At 76.0% G+C, this 18,480-nt stretch carries 18 protein-coding genes; 8 read left to right on the forward strand and 10 right to left on the reverse strand.

Annotated features, from left to right (window positions below; all coding sequences use genetic code 11):
• Window positions 1–85: 85 nt before the first annotated feature.
• From EDJALFJO_RS19640 to EDJALFJO_RS19650, 3 genes are all read right to left on the reverse strand, one after another.
• The gene (locus EDJALFJO_RS19640; protein WP_088288012.1) at window positions 86–1,105 is read right to left on the reverse strand and encodes a hypothetical protein; all 1,020 of its coding nucleotides are present in this window, start codon (window positions 1,103–1,105) and stop codon (window positions 86–88) included.
• 126 nt (window positions 1,106–1,231) lie between these two features.
• Window positions 1,232–1,894: an SWIM zinc finger domain-containing protein gene (locus EDJALFJO_RS19645; RefSeq protein ID WP_088288013.1), complete on the reverse strand. Its 663-nt coding sequence runs from the start codon at window positions 1,892–1,894 to the stop codon at window positions 1,232–1,234.
• Window positions 1,891–4,590 carry a DEAD/DEAH box helicase gene (locus EDJALFJO_RS19650; protein ID WP_143448664.1) on the reverse strand — a complete coding sequence of 900 codons (2,700 nt, stop codon included), beginning with the start codon at window positions 4,588–4,590 and terminating at the stop codon, window positions 1,891–1,893. The genes EDJALFJO_RS19645 and EDJALFJO_RS19650 overlap by 4 nt, the downstream gene beginning before the upstream one ends.
• A 96-nt stretch (window positions 4,591–4,686) precedes the next feature.
• Here EDJALFJO_RS19650 and EDJALFJO_RS19655 point away from each other — a divergent pair, with 96 nt between their 5' ends.
• Window positions 4,687–5,226 carry an endonuclease V gene (locus tag EDJALFJO_RS19655; protein ID WP_198950465.1) on the forward strand — a complete coding sequence of 180 codons (540 nt, stop codon included), beginning with the start codon at window positions 4,687–4,689 and terminating at the stop codon, window positions 5,224–5,226.
• 35 nt (window positions 5,227–5,261) lie between these two features.
• Complete coding sequence (locus EDJALFJO_RS19660; protein ID WP_198950466.1) at window positions 5,262–5,864, forward strand: carboxymuconolactone decarboxylase family protein; 603 nt, start codon at window positions 5,262–5,264, stop codon at window positions 5,862–5,864.
• A 14-nt stretch (window positions 5,865–5,878) separates the two neighbouring features.
• Here EDJALFJO_RS19660 and EDJALFJO_RS19665 read toward each other — a convergent pair whose 3' ends face one another.
• Window positions 5,879–7,102, reverse strand: a complete 1,224-nt coding sequence (locus EDJALFJO_RS19665) for a glycosyltransferase (RefSeq protein ID WP_088288015.1) — start codon at window positions 7,100–7,102, stop codon at window positions 5,879–5,881.
• 208 nt (window positions 7,103–7,310) lie between these two features.
• Window positions 7,311–7,700 carry a DUF1801 domain-containing protein gene (locus EDJALFJO_RS19670; RefSeq protein ID WP_088288016.1) on the reverse strand — a complete coding sequence of 130 codons (390 nt, stop codon included), beginning with the start codon at window positions 7,698–7,700 and terminating at the stop codon, window positions 7,311–7,313.
• Window positions 7,701–7,770: 70 nt separating this feature from the next.
• Between EDJALFJO_RS19670 and EDJALFJO_RS19675 the strand changes: the two genes are divergently transcribed.
• Complete coding sequence (locus EDJALFJO_RS19675; protein WP_088288103.1) at window positions 7,771–8,160, forward strand: MazG-like family protein; 390 nt, start codon at window positions 7,771–7,773, stop codon at window positions 8,158–8,160.
• Window positions 8,161–8,178: 18 nt separating this feature from the next.
• Here the strand turns inward: EDJALFJO_RS19675 and EDJALFJO_RS19680 are convergent, their stop codons facing one another.
• Window positions 8,179–9,948, reverse strand: coding sequence for an IlvD/Edd family dehydratase (locus tag EDJALFJO_RS19680; protein WP_088288104.1), 1,770 nt, complete (start codon window positions 9,946–9,948; stop codon window positions 8,179–8,181).
• A 103-nt stretch (window positions 9,949–10,051) separates the two neighbouring features.
• Here EDJALFJO_RS19680 and EDJALFJO_RS19685 point away from each other — a divergent pair, with 103 nt between their 5' ends.
• Genes EDJALFJO_RS19685 through EDJALFJO_RS19695 form a run of 3 tightly spaced genes read left to right on the forward strand, consistent with a single transcriptional unit; the run spans window position 10,052 to window position 12,839 of the window.
• Window positions 10,052–10,912 carry a fumarylacetoacetate hydrolase family protein gene (locus EDJALFJO_RS19685; protein ID WP_088288017.1) on the forward strand — a complete coding sequence of 287 codons (861 nt, stop codon included), beginning with the start codon at window positions 10,052–10,054 and terminating at the stop codon, window positions 10,910–10,912.
• A gap of 11 nt (window positions 10,913–10,923) precedes the next feature.
• The gene (locus EDJALFJO_RS19690; RefSeq protein ID WP_198950467.1) at window positions 10,924–11,973 is read left to right on the forward strand and encodes a zinc-binding dehydrogenase; all 1,050 of its coding nucleotides are present in this window, start codon (window positions 10,924–10,926) and stop codon (window positions 11,971–11,973) included.
• Window positions 11,970–12,839: an HpcH/HpaI aldolase/citrate lyase family protein gene (locus EDJALFJO_RS19695; protein WP_088288019.1), complete on the forward strand. Its 870-nt coding sequence runs from the start codon at window positions 11,970–11,972 to the stop codon at window positions 12,837–12,839. Before EDJALFJO_RS19690 ends, EDJALFJO_RS19695 begins: the two co-directional genes overlap by 4 nt.
• 6 nt (window positions 12,840–12,845) lie before the next feature.
• Here the strand turns inward: EDJALFJO_RS19695 and EDJALFJO_RS19700 are convergent, their stop codons facing one another.
• Together EDJALFJO_RS19700 and EDJALFJO_RS19705 are read right to left on the reverse strand one after the other, a co-directional pair.
• Window positions 12,846–13,256, reverse strand: a complete 411-nt coding sequence (locus EDJALFJO_RS19700) for a VOC family protein (protein ID WP_088288020.1) — start codon at window positions 13,254–13,256, stop codon at window positions 12,846–12,848.
• A 60-nt stretch (window positions 13,257–13,316) separates the two neighbouring features.
• On the reverse strand, window positions 13,317–13,709 hold the full coding sequence (locus EDJALFJO_RS19705; protein ID WP_198950468.1) for a nuclear transport factor 2 family protein: 393 nt from the start codon (window positions 13,707–13,709) through the stop codon (window positions 13,317–13,319).
• Window positions 13,710–13,921: 212 nt separating this feature from the next.
• On the opposite strand from EDJALFJO_RS19705, the gene EDJALFJO_RS19710 reads away from it, so the two are divergent.
• On the forward strand, window positions 13,922–14,788 hold the full coding sequence (locus tag EDJALFJO_RS19710) for a hypothetical protein (RefSeq protein WP_088288105.1): 867 nt from the start codon (window positions 13,922–13,924) through the stop codon (window positions 14,786–14,788).
• Between the two features lie 87 nt (window positions 14,789–14,875).
• On the forward strand, window positions 14,876–15,640 hold the full coding sequence (locus EDJALFJO_RS19715; RefSeq protein WP_088288022.1) for a slipin family protein: 765 nt from the start codon (window positions 14,876–14,878) through the stop codon (window positions 15,638–15,640).
• Window positions 15,641–15,673: 33 nt separating this feature from the next.
• Here the strand turns inward: EDJALFJO_RS19715 and EDJALFJO_RS19720 are convergent, their stop codons facing one another.
• Together EDJALFJO_RS19720 and EDJALFJO_RS19725 are read right to left on the reverse strand one after the other, a co-directional pair.
• Window positions 15,674–17,932, reverse strand: coding sequence for a bifunctional diguanylate cyclase/phosphodiesterase (locus EDJALFJO_RS19720; protein ID WP_233149949.1), 2,259 nt, complete (start codon window positions 17,930–17,932; stop codon window positions 15,674–15,676).
• 72 nt (window positions 17,933–18,004) lie between these two features.
• Window positions 18,005–18,466: an SRPBCC domain-containing protein gene (locus EDJALFJO_RS19725; RefSeq protein WP_088288023.1), complete on the reverse strand. Its 462-nt coding sequence runs from the start codon at window positions 18,464–18,466 to the stop codon at window positions 18,005–18,007.
• Window positions 18,467–18,480: the final 14 nt, after the last annotated feature.

The following is an 18,480-nucleotide window of genomic DNA, read 5'->3' on the forward strand; positions in this document are numbered from 1 at the left end:
GAGTTACTAGCGCGTATGACCCACTTCTCGGGTCATACGCGCTAGTAACTCCGGGGAGGGCGGCTCCTGCCGAGGACCGGCACCGTCAGGACTTCGGCGGCCTCGGCCGGCGTGCCGCGAACTTGCTCCAGGTCGACGCCGGGTCGCTCTGCTGCTGCTCCGGGGTCGGCTGCTCCGGGACAGCCGAGGGCCGTCGTCTGGCTGTCGCCGTCCACATCACGTCGCCGGACGGCGTCCCGCCGTTGATCGTGAACCCGCCGTCCGCCACGACGGCCCACAGGCCTGGCATCGGGCCGCTCGCGGCCGTGAGCTGCACGGTCGTCGTGGCGACGTCGGCGGCGTCGGCGAAGAACGCGAACCACTCGACGAACGTCGTGCCGTCGGCGCCGAGCCGGGCGGTGCCGGTCGTCAGGTGCAGCGGGGTGTCGAACTCCGACGAGACGACCTCGACATTGACCGGTCCGGCACCGACCCACAGGTGGTCCGCGGTGACCTCGCCGTCGACCCGCACGTTCCCCGCGAACCAGCCGGCCCACGGGTACGGCGACTGCCGGCCGTCGGCATAGAGGGCCGGCTGGGGGTGCAGGTCACGCGCCCGGGTGAACGCGGCCACCCCGGCGGCGCTGCGCCCGTCGCCGACGACACCGGCGCCGCCGTCGGGGGCTGCACCCGACCCGAGCCCCCAGACGCCCGGCAGCCGTGGGTTGTCGGTGTCGCCGCGGACGCCGACCGCGTGGCGGCCCTCGCCGCGGACGCCGCCGCGAGAGACCGTCGTGCCGGGGGCGGCGGCCGCGCCGTGGTTGCGACCGTGGACGCCCCACTTGAGTGCGGTGTCGGTGTCACCGATGACGCCTGTCCCGCCCGACCCGACGACGCGGACGGTCGAGGCGGGGTTCGTCGAGACGACCGTCGTCCGCGAGCCGCCGGAGGAGCTGCGACGCCCGAGGACGACGGGCGCACCTGCCGCGGCGGCCGCCGGTGCCGCCAGGGCTGCTCCCGCGACCCCGAGCGCTGCCGTCGCTCCGGCGACGATCGCGGTGCGGCGGCCCCGGTGGGCGCCGGCGCCGGGCTCGGGCGGTGTGCGCACGGGCTTGTCGAGAGGCATCGTCGGCCTTCCTCCGGAGGACGCCCGTCACGGGCGTGCCGGCGGGGCGCCGTCGGCTGCAGAGACGGTAACCCGCCGGGCCGCCCAAGATCAGGTCGTCGGCCGGGCCGGTGACGACAGGCCGCCTCAGGGCAGCGGGACGACCTCGAGCGCGGCGCGCCACTGGGCCCGGGCGTCCACCGGCGCCGGCGCCGGCCGCAGCGCGGCGACGAGCGCCGCCCGCCCGGCCGCCGGGAGCACCGACGCGGCAGGTGCCGACGGGGCCGGCGCCGGCCGCACGGGCGCTCCCGATGCGTGCGTCGTCGCGGTCGCTGCGCCGGTCACGGCCGCGGCGGGGGTGCCCGACCAGGCGGCGGCGAGCCCGGCGTCGGTGTCGACGAGGTGCGCGACGACGAACGCCAGCGCCGCTGCGTGCTTGCACCACTCGACGGCGTCGCAGCCGTAGGGGCACGTGCACGTGGCCTCGACGTCGCCCTCCGGCTGCCGGGTCAGGGACACCGTGTACGGCGCGTCGTCCGAGCCCTGGATCGCCGCGGTCGCGCCGCGGTCCCCGACCCGGACCTCGACGACCTGGCCCGCCCGGGCGTAGGTGCGGCCGCGGGACCCGATGCCCGGCGTCGTCCGGCCCTCGCTGACGACCTCGAGCCGGGCGGCCTCCTCGCCCTGCGGCTTCCACGAGCGGGGCACCTTCACCCCGCCGGCGACGGCCCGGCGCGGCGCGGACGGGCGGTCGAAGTCGGTCCAGTCCCGGGCCCGCCCCGTGGGCCGCCCGCCCGCCACGGGGGTCACGAGATCACCCGCTCGCGGACGAGCGTGACGAGCTCGGTGAGCTCGGCGTCGGTCAGCTCGGTGACCCGGGTCTCGGTCGCGCGGACGACGGACGACGCGACCGCCCGCTTGCCCGCGAGCATCGCGTCGATCCGGTCCTCGAGGGTGCCGGGGCACACGAGCGTGTGCACGAACACCTTCTGCTTCTGGCCGATCCGCCAGACCCGGTCCGACGCCTGGTCCTCGACCGCGGGGTTCCACCACCGGTCGAGGTGGACGACGTGGTTCGCGCGCACGAGCGTGAGCCCGGTTCCGCCGGCCTTGAGCGAGACGACGAGCACGGGCGGGCCGTCGTCCGCGCCGAACCGGGCGACGGTCTCGGCCCGCCGGCCCCGGTCGTCGGCCCCGGTCAGGGTGAGGACGTCGACGTCGAGGACGCCCCGCAGGTGCGCGGCGAGGGTCGGCACGAACGAGGCGAACTGCGTGAAGACGACGACGGCCTGGCCCTCGTCGACGATCTGCCCGACGAGCTCGACGAGCCGGTCGACCTTGCCGGACCGCCCGCCGAGCCCCGTGCGCCGCTCGGTGAGCAGCGCCGGGTGGACGAGGATCTGCTTGAGCCGGCTGATCCCGGCGAGGACGTTGAGCCGGCGCCCGCCCCCGGACCCGTCGGCGACCTCCTCGAGCATCGCCGCGGCGGCCGCCTCGTAGGCGCCGACCTGCTCCCGGGTCAGCGCGCAGTCCTCCCGGATCACCGTGCGGGGCGGCAGGTCCGGGGCGACGCCCGGGTCGGACTTCGTCCGGCGCAGCACGAACGGGGCCGTCGCGACCCGCAGCCGGGAGAGCGCCTCGCCGTCGACGGCGGAGCGGACGAAGACCCGCTCGAAGTCCTTGCGGCGCGGCAGGATCCCGGGCGCCGCGAAGGCCATGACCGACCAGAGCTCGCCGAGGTGGTTCTCCACCGGGGTGCCGGTCACCGCGAGCCGGTGGGTCGCCGTGAGGGCACGGGCGGCGCGAGCCGTGCGGGTGTCGGCGTTCTTCACCGCCTGGGCCTCGTCGAGGACGACCCGGTGCCACGGCTGCGCACGCAGCGTCTCGTCCCGGGCGAGCAGGCCGTACGTCGTGAGGACGAGGTCGGCACGGGCGGCGAGGTCGGCGACGTCCTCCCGGTCGGCGCCGTGGTGGACGGCGACCCGCAGGGACGGCGCGAACTGCTCGGTCTGCCGGGCCCAGGTGTCGACGAGCGTCAGCGGGCAGACGACGAGCGTCGGCCCGGCCACGGTGCCGGCCGCCCGGTGCTCCTCGACGTCCGCCAGCACCCGGGCGATCACCTGCACCGTCTTGCCGAGACCCATGTCGTCGGCGAGGACGCCGCCCGTACCGGTCTCCTCGACCCAGGTCAGCCAGTCGAGGCCGTCGCGCTGGTAGTGCCGCAGCGTCGCGAGCAGCCCGGCGGGCGGCTCGACGCGGCGGGCGACGTGGAGCCGTTCCGGCGGCTCGACCTCGAGCCCGTCGAACACCTCGTCGGCGAGCAGGTCGGCGGCGGTCACCGGCCGCTGCAGCCGCTGGAGCAGCCGGGCGAGCCGGGCCCGCTCGCCGTCGTCGACCCGGGTCCAGCGGCCGCGGACGGCGACGAGGTCGGACTTGCTCGCCGCGAGCGCCGCGATCTCCTCGGGGGTCAGCTCGACGCCGTCCACGCTGACGCCGACGGCGAGCCCGACACCGTCCGCGGTGAGGCCGGAGCTCACGGACGTCGTCCTGGCCCGGCTGCGGACCCGGCTGCGGCGGAGCAGGCCGGACTCCGCGACGACGTCGAACCCGGCGTCCGCGAGCGCCTGCGCGCCGTGGTCGAGGAGCGCGAGGACCTCCTCGACGTCGACCTCGACCTCGAAGGAGACGCCGGTGCCGGGGTCGCCGGCCGGCAGCGGCTCCAGCCGGCGGGCCCAGGCGGCGAGGGTGCTCTCCGGCCAGGCGGCGCGGATCGCCTCGGCCTCCGCGGCGAGCAGCGTGCGCCAGGCGGCCGGGGTCGTGCCGAAGTCGGCCGGGCCCGCTCCGGCGAGGGGGCGGCGGGTGGTGTCCTCGCTGACGCCGACGACGAGGGGGACGAGCCGCCACGGCGCGGCGGCGGCCGGCCCGGCCGCGGGGTCGTCCACGGGCGGCGCGTCGAGCCGGAAGGCGAGCCGGGCGTCGGCCGCCCGACGGGCCGCGACCCGGCGCGCCCAGCGCCGCAGGACCGGGGACCGCCGCCCGGACGGGCGGGCCGAGACCTCGTCGGGGTGGTCCTCGACCGGGCCGGCGAGCACCGCGACGAGGTCGCCCGCGAGATCGTCGACGAGCGCCCGGCCGGCCTCACGCCCGCCGCCGAGGGCCGGCAGCGCCGCCGTCCTGGCGTCCGCCCAGGCCCGCGCGCCCTCCGGCCCGGGCGCCGGCCGCCAGCGCCACCCGGCGCCGTCCGGGGCGGGGACGAGCGGGCCGGACGCCGCCTCCTGGGCGGCGACGCAGAGCAGCGCGAGCGCGAGGAACCCGTCACCGGGCTCGGCGCCGGCCTCGAGGGCGTCGGCGACCCGTCCGGGCAGCGCGGCGTCGACCCGCAAGGGCCAGGCCTTGCCCGCGCGGAGCGCCGCACCGTCCCGGACCGCGCGCGGCACGGGCTCGACCCCGGGCACCGGCGCGGTCGCCCACAGCCCCTCGTCGTCGAGGACGACGTCCGTCAGCACACGGGCATTCTGCCCGGTCGGTCCGACACCGGCCGCCCGGTGCGAGGATCGGCCCGCGGATACATGGCAGGGGCGGCGCGGGGACCGGAGGTCGCGGTGGCACGGTACGGCGCGGTCGACGTCCACTACCCGGCCCGCGGCGGTGCGGCCGCCGCCCTCGTCGTCGCGGACGACCCGGCCTTCGGCCACGTCGTCGAGGAGCGGACCGCGGTGCTCACGGACGTCGCGCCGTACCGGCCGGGCGCGCTGTACCTGCGCGAGCTGCCGGCCGTCCTCGCGGTGCTCGCGACGACCGCCCCCGTCGACCTGCTCGTCGTCGACGGCTACGTGACCCTCGACCCCGAGGGCACGCCGGGCCTGGGCGCCCGCGCGCACGTCGAGCTCGGGGTCCCCGTGGTGGGGGTCGCCAAGACCGCGTACCGGTCGGCGACCCACGCGGTGCCCGTGCTCCGGGGCGCGGCGTCGCGGCCGCTGCTCGTCACGGCCGCCGGGATGAGCGGCGCGGCGGCCGCCGACCTCGTGCGCGCGATGGCCGGGCCGTACCGGCTGCCGACGGCGCTGCAGCGGGTCGACCGGCTGTGCCGGGAGGCCGGGGGAGGCGCGGACCCGGTGACCGACGTCGCGCCCGGGTGTTGACTGGTCCGCACGGATGCCGGCGACCGGGGAGAGCGATGGGCTACCTGCGACAGATCGACGAGTCCGAGGCGACGGGCGAGGCCGCCGACCTCTACGCGGCCGACCGGGCCGAAGCCGGCCACGTCGCCAACTACACCAGGACGTTCGCTCCGCGCCCTGCGGCGTACCGGGCGTGGGAGGCGCTCGTCGGCGCGGTCCGGGCGCCGATGACGCTGCGGCGCTACGAGGTCGTCACGCTCGCGGCCGCCCGGGCGCTGCGGTCGAGCTACTGCAGCCTCGCCCACGGCGCCGTCGTCTCCGAGCGGCTCGGGGCCCCGGAGGTGGTCGCGGCGGTGTTCGAGGGCCCGGACGGCACCGACGGGTCCGCGCTGGACGCCGCCGAGCAGGAGGTCGTGCGCTTCGCCGCCAAGGTCGCCCGTTCGGCACCGGACATCACTGCCGACGACGTGGACCGGCTGCGCGCGCAGGGGCTGAGCGACGAGGACGTGCTCGACGTCGTCCTGGCGGCCGCGGCCCGGTGCTTCTTCAGCACGGTGCTCGACGCCACCGGCACGCTGCCGGACGCCGCGCTGCGCGAACGCCTCGACCCGGCCCTGCGCGACATGCTCGTCGTCGGGCGGCCGATCGACGAGGAGTGACGGCGCGCTGCGGCTCAGGCAGCGGCGCCGCGGAGCCGGCGCACCCGCCGGACGCCCCGCCGGCGCTGCAGCGGCAGTGGCACCGGCTGCGGCACCTGCGGCCCGGCCACCGGGGCGACCAGCCCCAGGAGCAGCCCCGCCACCACCGCGCTCGCGCCGGGGGCCGCCAGCCGGGTCTGCGCGTGCCGCATCCGCTGCGCCGCCGCCTCCTCGTCGAGCAGCCGGACGGCGGCCGCCGCGGCGTCCTTCGGAGTCGGTGCCTCGACCGCGGCACCCGCCGTCACGACGTGGTCGACGTTGCCCTCCTCCTGACCGGGCAGGCGGTGGAACACGACGGTCGGCACCCGGACCGCTGCCGCCTCGAGCAGCGTGGCGGGGCCGGCCTTGGTGAGGACGACGTCCGCCGCGCGCAGCAGCCCGACGAGGTCGGGGGCGAGCCCGATCACCCGCACCTCGTTGCGCCAGCGACCGGCGGCGAGCCGGGCGGCGAGGCCCCGGTTGCGACCGCAGACGGCGAGGACGACGAGCCCGGTCGCGGCGGCGTCGAGCGCCGCGACGACCTGGGCGATCGGCCCGACCCCCTCGGCGCCGCCGACGACGAGGACGACCCGGGCGTCGTCCGCCACCCCGAGCACCGCCCGGGCCTCCCGCCGCGAGGACGTGCCGCCGTCCGGCCCGAAGTACGACTCGGCGACCGGGTAGGGCGCGGTCCGCAGCCGCTCGGCCGGCATCCCCGAGCCGAGCGCCAGCCGGGCCGCCCCGGCCGTCGGGACGACGCACAGGTCCGCGTCCGCACAGAACCACAGCGGCGACATGGTGACGAGGTCCGTGACCACTGTCGCGAACCGGGCACCGGCCGGGCCCTCGCGGCGCAGCGCGGCGACGACGGGGCCGTTGAGCGCCGGGTGCACCGAGACGTAGAGGTCGGCCGGGTGGTCGGTGAACAGGGCCGCGGACCGGCGCCGGCACAGCCGGCCGGTCACCGCGTCCACGAGCCGGCTGCGCCGGGGGCCGGCGACGAGCAGGTACCACGCGAACCACAGCGCGGGGGAGCGGGAGACCCTGGAGTACATCGCGGGCAGCATCCGGACGGCCCGCGAGGAGTACCGCCCGACGGCGTCGACGAGCTGCACCTCCACCGCACCGCCGCCGGTCCGGACGAGGCCCTCCTCGAGCGCGCGGGCGGCGCTCAGGTGGCCCCCGCCGGAGGTGGAGTAGAGGACGACGACGCGTGCCACGGCTGCTCCCCGTTCCTGGTGGCGGCCGGACCCGGCCGCCGGACGCGGCCAGGCTAGGCAGCCGGCGGCGCCGGATCGACGGCCGGAGGCGTTGCGGCACAGCCTTTCCCGTGATCGTCACGTGCTCTTGGTGCCGGGGTCATCGGGCCGCCGCGCCGTTCACCTGCGGTTCAGTGCGCGGCACCCCGGCGCCGGTGGCGGGCCAGGGTCAGGCCGCGACCCAGGCGGCGACGAGGACGGCCACCCCGGCCGCCTTCGTCTCGACGTCCGCGAGGTCGGTGAGCGTCACGACGCCACGGTCGGGGGCGGCCCAGACCACGAGGCCGGTCGGGTCGGTGAACGAGAAGCCGTCCTCACGGACCGCCGCGCCCCGGTGCAGCACGAGCTGGAGCCGGTCGCCGGGGTGCAGCCGGAACGTCACCCGGTCGACCCCGTCGACCGCGTAGCTCGGGGCGTTCCACTTCACGTGCTCGGTGGCGCCGGGCAGGGCCGCGCGGACGACGGCCCGCAGGCGGAGCACGGCCTCCCGGTGCGCGTGCGTCAGGACGTCGAGGTACTCCTCGACGGTCTGGGACGGCGTGCTGGCGGACTTCGCCATCGTGCCCTCGCTCTCGTCGGCCGGTACCGGGGGCCTAGCCTGCCGTGCCGGGACGACGAAGGGGACGGTCATGGGCGAGGTCGACGCAGCGACCGGGGGCGGGCGCACGGACGGGCCTGCGGACGGGCCGGACGTCGCGCAGGTGCTCGCGGCCCTGAGCCGCTGGATCGACGAGCACCCCGCGAACGCCGCGCGCGACCGCGAGGCCGCCCTGTGGGGCCGGCTCTCGAAGGTCACCGAGGAGGCCGGCGAGGTCGTCGCGGCGCTCATCGCCGTCACCGGCCAGAACCCGCGCAAGCCGGCGAGCGGCTCGATGGCGGACGTCGAGTCCGAGCTGCTGGACGTCGCCGTGACGGCGCTCGCCGCGGTCGAGCACCTGCGGGGCAACGACGGCAGCTCGACGGCCGCGCTCGCGGCGCACGTCCGGGCGCTCGCCGTCCGGGCCGGCCTGACGGCCTGACCGGCTGAGCCGCCCCGGTCAGTGCGACTCGCGGCTCACCGCGGACCCGCTGGAGCCGACGAGGAAGTCGAGGTCGGCACCGCTGTCGGCCTGCTGGACGTGGTCGACGTACAGCCGCTCCCAGCCGCGCGCGGGGTTCGCGAACGCGGCGGCCGTGGCGGGGTCGAGGGTGCGCCGGGCGAGCTCGTCGGCCGGGACGTCCAGCTCGAGCCGTCGGCCGGGGACGTCGAGGACGACCGTGTCGCCGGTGCGGACCAGGCCAAGGGCCCCGCCGGCGGCGGCCTCGGGGGCGACGTGCAGGACGACGGTGCCGTACGCCGTCCCCGACATCCGGCCGTCGCAGACCCGGACCATGTCCCGCACACCCTGCTCGAGGAGCTTCGTCGGCAGCGGCATGTTGGCGACCTCGGGCATCCCCGGGTAACCCTTGGGGCCGCAGCCGCGCAGGACGAGGACGGAGTCGGCCGTGACGTCGAGGTCCGGGTCGTCGATCCGGGCGTGGAAGTCCTCGATCGAGTCGAAGACGACCGCCGGGCCGCGGTGGGTGAGCAGCTCGGGCGAGGCCGCGGCCGGCTTGATGATCGCGCCGTCCGGGGCGAGGTTGCCGCGCAGGACGGCGATCCCGCCCTCGGCGAGCAGCGGCGCCTCGCGGGGGCGGATCACCTCGCGGTCCCACACCTGCGCGTCGTCCGGGCCGTCGTCGCGGAGGTGGTCGACGAGGCTGCGGCCGCTGACCGTGAGGGCGGCCGGGTCGAGCAGGTCGGCGACCTCGCGCAGGACGGCGTGCAGGCCGCCGGCCCGGTGGAGGTCGTCCATGAGGAACCGGCCCGCGGGCTGCAGGTCGACGAGGACCGGCACCCGGGACCCGATCCGGTCGAAGTCGTCCAGGGTCAGGTCGACCCCGAGCCGGCCGGCGATCGCGAGCAGGTGGACGACGGCGTTCGTCGACCCGCCGATCGCGGCGAGGGTGACGATCGCGTTGTGGAACGACGCCTTCGTGAGGAACGTCGACGGCCGCCGGTCCGCGGTGATCAGGTCGACCGCGAGGCGCCCGGTGGCGTGCGCGCCCTCGAGCAGGCGGGCGTCCGGGGCGGGCGTCCCGGCGAGGCCGGGCAGGACGGTGCCGAGGGCCTCGGCGAGCAGACCCATCGTCGACGCCGTGCCCATCGTGTTGCAGTGCCCCTTGGAGCGGATCATCGAGGACTCCGACTTCACGAAGGCCTCGTTCGAGAGCGTCCCGCCGCGGACCTCCTCGGACAGCCGCCACACGTCGGTGCCGCAGCCCAGCGGGGTGCCGCGGAACGTGCCGGTGAGCATCGGCCCGCCCGGGACGACGACCGCGGGCAGGTCGACCGACGCGGCGGCCATGAGCAGCGCGGGGATCGTCTTGTCGCAGCCGCCGAGCAGGACGACGGCGTCGACCGGGTTGGCGCGGAGCATCTCCTCGATCGCCATCGCTGCCATGTTCCGCCAGAGCATCGCCGTCGGCCGGACCTGGGTCTCGCCGAGCGACACGACGGGCAGCTCCAGAGGGGTCCCGCCGGCCGCCAGCACGCCGTCCCGCACCGACGCCGCCACCTCGGTGAGGTGCCGGTTGCACGGCGTCAGGTCGGACGCCGTGTTCGCGATCGCGACCTGCGGCCGGTCGAACCCGTCGCCCGGGACGCCGCGGCGCATCCAGGCCCGGTGGATGTAGGCGTTCCGGTCGTCACCGGCGTACCAGTGCGCACTGCGCAGCCCGGTGCGCGACCCGCTGCCCGACGTCGTGCCGTTCTCGGTCCTGTCCATCGCGAACCCCTCACCGGTGCGGGCGACCTCGGCCACTAGCGTGTCTACCACCTGGACGGCGCACCTCCCCAGCCCTTGCCGTCAGCGAGCCCGGAGGACCTTCATGAAGCTCATGCGGATCGGCGCCGCCGGTGCCGAGCGGCCCGTCGTGCGGGTGGACGACGCGACGTTCGTCGACGTCTCGGACATCACCGACACGTACGGCGAGGCGTTCTTCGGGTCCGGCGGGCTCGCGCGGGTCCGCGCCGCCGTCGAGGAGCGGGTGGCGTCCGGGCAGGTCCAGCGGTTCGCGGGCGAGCGGGTCGGGGCGCCGATCGCCCGCCCGCACCAGATCCTCTGCATCGGCCTGAACTACAGCGACCACGCCGCCGAGACCGGCGCGACCGTGCCCGCCGAGCCGGTGCTCTTCACGAAGTCCCCGAACACCCTGATCGGCCCGGACGACGACGTGCGGATCCCGCGCGGGTCGACGAAGACCGACTGGGAGGTCGAGCTCGGGATCGTCATCGGCGCCCGCACGAGCTACCTCGACTCCCCGGAGGCGGCCCGGGACGTCATCGCCGGCTTCTGCGTCGTCAACGACGTCAGCGAGCGCGCGTTCCAGATGGAGCGCAGCGGCCAGTGGTCCAAGGGCAAGTCGGCCGAGACGTTCAACCCGGCCGGGCCCTGGCTCGTCACGACCGACGAGATCCCCGACGTCCTCGCGCTGCCGATGTGGCTGGAGGTCAACGGCATCCGGCGGCAGGACGGCACGACTGCGAACATGATCTTCGACCCGTACGTCGTCGTCCACCACCTCAGCCAGTTCATGGTCCTGGAGCCCGGGGACCTCATCAACACGGGCACCCCGGCCGGCGTGGGCCTGGGGATGAAGCCGCCGACCTTCCTCGCCCCGGGGGACGTCATGACGCTCGGCATCGAGGGTCTCGGGAGCCAGCGCCAGACCGTGCTGCCGCCGCGGTGACGACGGGCACGATGACGCGAGGCGCTGCGGACGACAGCCCGATGCGGGCGTTCGTCGTCACCGGCCCCGGACGGGCCGGGGTCGAGGAGGTCCCCCGACCGGTCGCGGCGCCCGGCGAGGTCGTCGTCGACGTCGAGCGGGTCGGCGTCTGCGGCACGGACGTCGAGTTCTTCACCGGCGAGATGGCCTACCTGCACGACGGCCACGCCGCGTTCCCCATGCGGCTGGGCCACGAGTGGTGCGGCACCGTCGCGTCCGTCGGCGCCGGGGTCGACCCGGCGTGGGCCGGCCGCCGGGTCGTCGGCGACACGATGCTCGGGTGCGGGGCCTGCGCACGCTGCGCCTCGGGCCGCCAGCACGTCTGCGCGCAGCGCACCGAGGTCGGCATCCGCGGCGGGCGCCCCGGTGCGCTCGCCGAGCAGGTCGCCGTCCCGGTCACCTCGCTGCACGCGCTGCCCGCCGCCGTCGACGTCGTCGCCGGGGCGCTCGTCGAGCCCGGCGGCAACGCGCTGCGGGCCGCCCAGGGTGCCGCGCTGCACCCGGGCGACCGGGTGCTCGTGCTCGGCCCGGGGGCGATCGGGCTGCTCACCGCCCTGTTCGCCCGCGCCGCGCAGGCCGACGTGCACCTCGTCGGGCTCGACGACGCGTCGCTCGCCTTCGCCCGAACCCTCGGCTTCGCGCACACCTGGACCTGGGACTCGTTGCCCGACCTGCCGTTCGACGCCGTCGTCGACTGCTCGAACGCCCCCGGCCTGCCCTCCCGGGCGCTCGACCTCGTCGAGCCCGGCAAGCGGGTCGTCTACATCGGGCTCGCCGGTACGCCGAGCCTCGTCGACACCCGCACCGTGGCCCTCAAGGACGTCACCTGCGTCGGGGTGCTGTCGGCGTCGCCGGGGCTCGCGGGCGCGATCGAGGCCTACGCGTCCGGCGCCGTCGACCCGAGGCCGCTCGTCGCGGCGACGGTCGGCCTGGACGCCGTGGCGGCCGTCCTCGCCAGCGACCGGCCGGCCGGGGCCGGCGACGGCCCGAAGATCCACGTCGACCCGCGGCTGCTGCCGTGACCGCAACGAGCGGGGCAGCCGGCACCGACCCGGCCGGTACCGACACCGAGCGCCTGCGCGCCCTGTGGTCGCGCGACCTGCCGGCGTTCGGCCTGTGGAGCGCCCTCGCCGACCCGGTCGTCGCCGAGCTCCTCGGCACCGGCCCGTTCGACTACCTCTGCCTCGACCTGCAGCACGGGTTCGGTTCTCTCGCAACGCTTCCGACCGTCCTCGGGGCGATGCGGGCCGGCGGCCGGGCACCGCTCGTGCGGGTGCCGTGGAACGAGCCGGCCGGCATCATGCGCGCCCTGGACTCGGGCGCGGCGGGCGTCGTCGTCCCGATGGTGAGCAGTCCGCAGGAGGCCGCGGCCGCCGCGGCCGCGTGCCGCTTCCCGCCGAACGGCTCGCGGAGCTGGGGGCCGTTCTGGGGCGACGTCACCGGCCGGGCCGTTCCCGCACCGCGGGTGCAGGACGACGGCGTCCTCTGTCTCGTCATGGTGGAGACGGCCGCGGGTCTGGCCGCCGTCGAGGAGATCGCGCGCGTCCCCGGGGTCGACGGGATCTACGTCGGGCCCAACGACCTCGCGCTGACGACGGGCCACGGCCGGACGACGTACCGCGAGTCGCCCGAGATCGGCGCCATGGTCGACCGGGTCGTCGCCGCCTGCGGCGCCGCCGGGATCGTTGCGGGGCTGCACTGCTCGGACGTCGCCATGGCGGCGCACTGGGCGCAGCGCGGCGTCCGGATGCTCACCGTCGCGCAGGACAGCGGGCTCCTCCGGGGTGCCCTGCGGCGCACCTGGCGGGACCTCGACGCCGTGACCGCGCTGTCGTCGTCCCGGGGCGCCGGGGCGCTGCCCGACGGGGACGACCGCTCCGCCTACTGACCGCGGCTACTGGGAGGCCGCCTGCTGACGCTGGGCCGCGACCTCGCCCGTGCTCCGCAGGATGCAGAACTCGTTGCCCTCCGGGTCGGCGAGCACGACCCAGCCCGAGCCGTCCGGCCGCCGGTGGTCGGCGACCTCGGTCGCGCCGTGCCCGAGCAGCCGGGCGAGCTCCTCGTCGCGGGTGCCCTCGTCGGGGCGCAGGTCGAGGTGCATCCGGTTCTTCACCTGCTTGGCGTCCGGGACCGTGAGGAAGAGCAGCCGGTGCGCGCCGTCCGCGGACCGGATGAGGCACTCCTCGTGCTCGGGCAGGTTCGGGTCGTCCGGGTCCTCCGAGTAGCCGAGCACCTCGGCCCACCACAGGGACAGGGTGTAGGCGTTCGCGCAGTCGATGGCCGTGTGCGAGACGTAGGAGGTCATGCCGGCATCCTGCCGCGGGGCGCGGACGGCGTCAGGTGGGTTTCGTGCGGCCGGTCCTCGTCAGCCACGCCCCTCGAGCTGGGCCCGCATGAGCTCGACGAGCTTCTCCAGCCCGCGCAGCGGTCGGACCATGACGGTGAAGTCGACGATCCTGCCGTCGGTGTCCCAGCGGACCAGGTCGACGCCGTGCACCTCGAGCCCGTCGAGGGTCGCGGTGAACTCGAGCACCGCCGAGTCCTCCCCGAACAGCTCCCGGTGGTACGTCAGCGTCGGGCCGAGCACGACGAGGGCGGCCGACAGGTAGCCGAGCGTGAGCCGCTTGCCCTCCTGCGGGGCGTGCACGGCGGGGGAGCGGAACACGCAGTCGTCCGCGACCAGTGAGCGGAGCAGGTCCCGGTCCCGGGACTCGACGACCCGGTGCCACGCCTCGACCACCGGTGGGAGGGCGGTCACGACGGGCTGCCGGGTGCGGGCTGGTCGGGCATGACGCCTCCGTCTGGTCGGGGCTCGCATCCTGCCCGGGGCCCCGCCCCGGTGTCACGCCGTCCGGACGATCCGACCGGGTGCGGTGCGGGACGTTGGTGCGGGCGTCGCAGCACCTTCGGCGCAGGACAATGGGACCGGACGCCTGCCGGGTGTCCCGGCGGGCCTGCCTGGAGGTCGCCATGCGCACCCGCACCTGCCGTTCCCGGATCGTGGCAGCCGTCGTCGCCGTCGCGTCCGCCGTGGCCCTCGCCGGATGCGGCAGCGGCTCGCCGGCAGCTCCCGGGACGACCGCACCGCCGACGTCGTCCGGGCCCACGCCGACGGCGACCTCTGCCGTACCGTCGCCGACGTCGTCCGCCACGACGGGCACGACCTCACCGTCGACCCGGCCCTCGACCTCGTCGACGGGCACCGCCGTCCCGGTGCTGCGCCACGGCTCCCTGCCGCTGTGGCCGTTCGGCTCCGGCACGCAGGTGCTCGCCTGGCAGCGGGCGTACCGCGCCGGCGGGACCCAGCCCTGGCACCGTTCCGAGCGCGAGACCGCCGTCGCCTTCGCGCACGGCTACCTGGGGTACTCGGAGATCGACCGGGCGACGTCCCGGACGGGGACGGCCTCCGACGCGCTCGTCGGGGTCGGCTGGGCCGACCCGAACGGCCGCGACGTCACCGTCGGCGTCGTCCACCTGCTCCGGTTCGGGACCGGGGCCGACGCGCCGTGGGAGGTCGTCGGCACCCGGGACACGGTGCTGTCGCTGACCTCCCCGCGCTACGGCAGCACCGTGACCTCCCCGATGACCGTGGGCGGCCGGATCACCGGCGTCGACGAGAGCCTCGTCGTGGCCGTCCGGTCGCTGCCGGGCGTCGACCCGCTCGTCGAGACCGCACCGGTGCCCTCGGGCGGCGAGGACACCCCGTGGCGGATCACGGTGCCCGTCAGGGCGCCGGACGGCGCGGTGCTGACGATCTCGGTGTCGACCGGCGGGCACCTCATGGCCGTCGAGGCCTTCGCGGTCACCGGGGTGCGGGTGTCGTCCGCCCCGCGGTGACGGGCGACCGGTGCTGCCTCGGCCGCTCGGACGGCCGGGGACGTTCCGCCCCGGTCACCGCGGCGGCGCCGTCGCACCCTGGACGTGATGCCGCCCGACGCGGCGGCGACGAGGGAGATGGTGGTCGTGCCGAACCTGGGGATCGCCGTGGTGCGGCAGTACGAGCGCGGGGTCGTGTTCCGGCTGGGGAAGCTGCACGGGGTGCGGGAGCCGGGGATGCGGTTCATGGTCCCGCTGGTCGACCGGATGCGGAAGGTCGGCATGAGGACGGTGACGATGCCGATCCAGTCCCAGCAGATCATCACGCGGGACAACGTGTCGATCGGGGTCGCGGCGGTCGCGTACTACCGCCGGGTCGACCCGGTGAAGTCGATCGTCGAGATCGAGAACGTGCACGCCGCGATCAACCAGATCGCGCAGACGACGGTCCGCAACGTCGTCGGGCAGTCGATGCTCGACCAGGTGCTCAGCGAGACGGAGAAGATCAACGAGTCCATCAAGGACCTGCTCGACCGCACGACCGAGCGCTGGGGCGTCCTCGTGGAGTTCGTGGAGCTCAAGGACATCGAGCTGCCGCAGACGATGCAGCGCGCGATGGCCCGGCAGGCCGAGGCCGAGCGGGAGAAGCGGGCGAAGATCATCGCCGCGGAGGGCGAGGCGCTCAGCGCGGGCCGGCTCGCCGAGGCGGCCGACGTCATCGCCGCGCACCCCATCGCGCTGCAGCTGCGGAACCTGCAGATCCTCTCCGAGATCGCGGTGGAGAAGAACTCGACGATCGTGTTCCCCGCGCAGTTCATGGACAGCGTCCGCGCGCTGAGCAGCTTCGTGGGGCAGGAGAACGCGACCCGCTGACGGGGCGGACCGCCGGCACCGGCGGGACGCCGCTCAGCCGGGCGTCGTCCGGGCCTGGAACGCCTGTGCCGGCTGCGGTCTGGCGAGCAGGAAGCCCTGCATGCGGTCGCAGCCGGCCGCGCGCAGCGGCTCGAGCTGGCTCTCGTGCTCGACCCCCTCGGCGACGACCTCGAGCCCGAAGGCGTGCGCCGCGTGGACGAGCAGCCGCACCAGCTCGCGGCTGCCCGGGGTGGTGGACTCGACGAGGCTTCGGTCGATCTTCAGCCCGTCGGCGTGCAGGGACTGCAGCTGGCCGATCGACGTGTAGCCGGTGCCGAAGTCGTCGATGCTGATCCGCACCCCGAGCCGGCGCAGCGCCTGCAGCCGGCCGGCCGCCGCGGGCCCGTCGACGAGGATCGTCTCGGTCATCTCCAGGACGAGCCGCTCCGGCGCGAGCCCGGACGCCAGGAGGGCGTCGGTGACGTCGCGGACGAGCGAGTCGTCGTACAGGTGGCGTCCGGAGACGTTGACGGCGACCGAGACGCCGCCGAAGGCCGCCGGGTCCTGCGCCGTCCAGGCGACGAGCTGCTGCGTCGCCTCGAGGAGCACCCACCGGCCGAGCCGGCAGACGAGCGCGGACTGCTCCGCGAGCGGGATGAAGTCTGCCGGGGCGACGATGCCGTGCCCCGGCCTGGCCCAGCGCAGCAGCGCCTCGTAGCCGGTGGCCGTGCCCGTCGCGACGTCGAAGACGGGTTGGTAGTGCAGGAGGAACTGGCCCTCGTCGAGCCCGGCCTCGATGGCCGTCTCGAGCGCGGCCCGCTCGTGCATCTCCCGCCGCAGCGCCTCGTCGAAGATCTCGTAGCGACCGCGGCCGGCGCGCTTGGCCCGGTAGGCGGCGGCGTCGGCGTCGTGGAGCAGGACGACCGCGTCGGTGCCGCCGTCCCGGCTCAGTGCGACGCCGACGCTCGCGCCGATGGACACCTCGCGAGCCACCGCCGGCAGCCGGACCGGCTGGCGCAGCACGGTGACGAGCCGGTCGGCGAGCTGGACGACGTCCGTCTCGGCGGGCACCTGCTCGAGGACGACGACGAACTCGTCGCCGCCGAGCCGCCCGATCGTGTCGCCGGCCCGGACCGCCTCGCGCATCCGGGCCGCGGTGACCCGCAGGACGTGGTCGCCCGCCGCATGGCCGTAGGTGTCGTTGACCCGCTTGAAGTCGTCGAGGTCGATGAAGAGCAGCCCGACGAGCCCGCCGTTGCGCTGCGCCCGGTGCAGCGCCGCCTCGAGCAGCTCGAGCACCCGGGGCCTGTTCGTCAGGGACGTCAGCGAGTCGTGCGCTGCCTGGTGCGCGAGGTCCGCGGCCAGCCGGCTCCGCGCCGTCTCCGAGCGGCGGACCTCCCGGATCGCCAGCCCCATCCGCAGCACGACGAGCGTGAACATCACCGTGGAGACGACGACGAACGCCCAGCCGTCGGGGGTGTCGGACGTGAGGAGCTGGACGGCGTGGGTGGCCGGGGGCACGAGGACGGCGACGCCGAGCGCGAGCAGCCGGCGCCGGGTGAACGACGACGCCGTGACGTCGGGTGCCTCGCTGAGCCGGCTCATCCCCGGGTGCAGGGCCGCGGCCCCCCACAGCGCGTACGCCGAGAGCCAGCCGAGGTCGAGCGCGCCGACCGGGTCGCTCAGGGCGCCGGCCTCGGTGAGGAGGAAGATGCTGTCGCTGACGACGAGGACCCCGGCGGCCGAGGCGAGCAGCCGGAACGACGTGCTGCGGTGCCCGACGGACGTCAGCAGCCAGGTGAGCGCGGCGAGGAGCACGATGTCCGCGGCCGGGTAGGCGACACCGAAGAACCGCTCGGCGCCCGTCGTCCCGGAGCGGGCGACCGGCCCGGCGAGGACGACCCAGGACACCAGGCCGCAGGCGAGCGTGACGATCGCGGCGTCGATGGACGCCGCGAGGTCGCGACCGTGCCGCCGCTGCCAGGCGAGCCGGGCCAGACCGCCGCCGAGGAGCGGGTAGGCGGCCAGGTACAGGTAGTCCGCCGCGGAGGGGAACGGCGCCACGTGGGCGACGTCCTCGTACCAGGAGTAGAGGGCGTCCCCGGCGACCCACAGCGCCATCCCGGCGGCCATGAGCCACCAGGCCCAGGGCGTGGCCGGGCGGTGGTGCCGGACGCCGACGAGGATCGCGACGACGCAGGTGACGCCGACGACGAGGTAGACGGTGTCCCGCGGCACGCCGTCGGGCACCAGCAGGAAGCCCGCGAGGACGACGCCGCTGGCCAGCAGGTAGCGCCGCCACGCCCGGGTCACCCCCGTTGTGTCGGCAGGTCCGGCCTCGGCCTGAATCCCGGGGGCGCGTGCTCCTGCGCCGGCAGCGGGTGGCTAGGGGCGGGTCTCGACGAGCCGGGCGAGGTTGTCCAGGGCCATCCGGGTGCCGAGCTCGTTGTCGGCCGCCGGGACGGCGTCGGGCAGGCCTTCGTGGACGACGGTCACGAGGGTGCCGCCGTCCGTGGTGGCGAGCGTGGTCGTCATCGTCATCGGGGTGCTCATCGCCGGGTCGGGCGACTCGAACGCGAGCTCCTCGACGACGAGCGCGTCGGGCACGAGCCGCACGAACCGCCCGGCGTAGGTGTCGGTGCGGTCGTGGGACTTGCCCCGGCCGTCGGGCGCCTCGTAGGTCAGCGACACCCGGAACGCGCCGCCCTCGCGGGCCTCGAACAGGTGGACGACGGACGTCATACCCTCGGGCACCCGCCAGGCGGCGACCGCGCCGGGGTCGAGCAGCGCGCGGTAGACCGCGGCCGGCGGCGCCGCGACGACGCGGCTCGTTCGGGTGGACTGCACCCGACGACGCTACG

It is taken from the genome of Kineosporia sp. A_224, from assembly GCF_002198655.1.
Lineage (GTDB): Bacteria > Actinomycetota > Actinomycetes > Actinomycetales > Kineosporiaceae > R-H-3.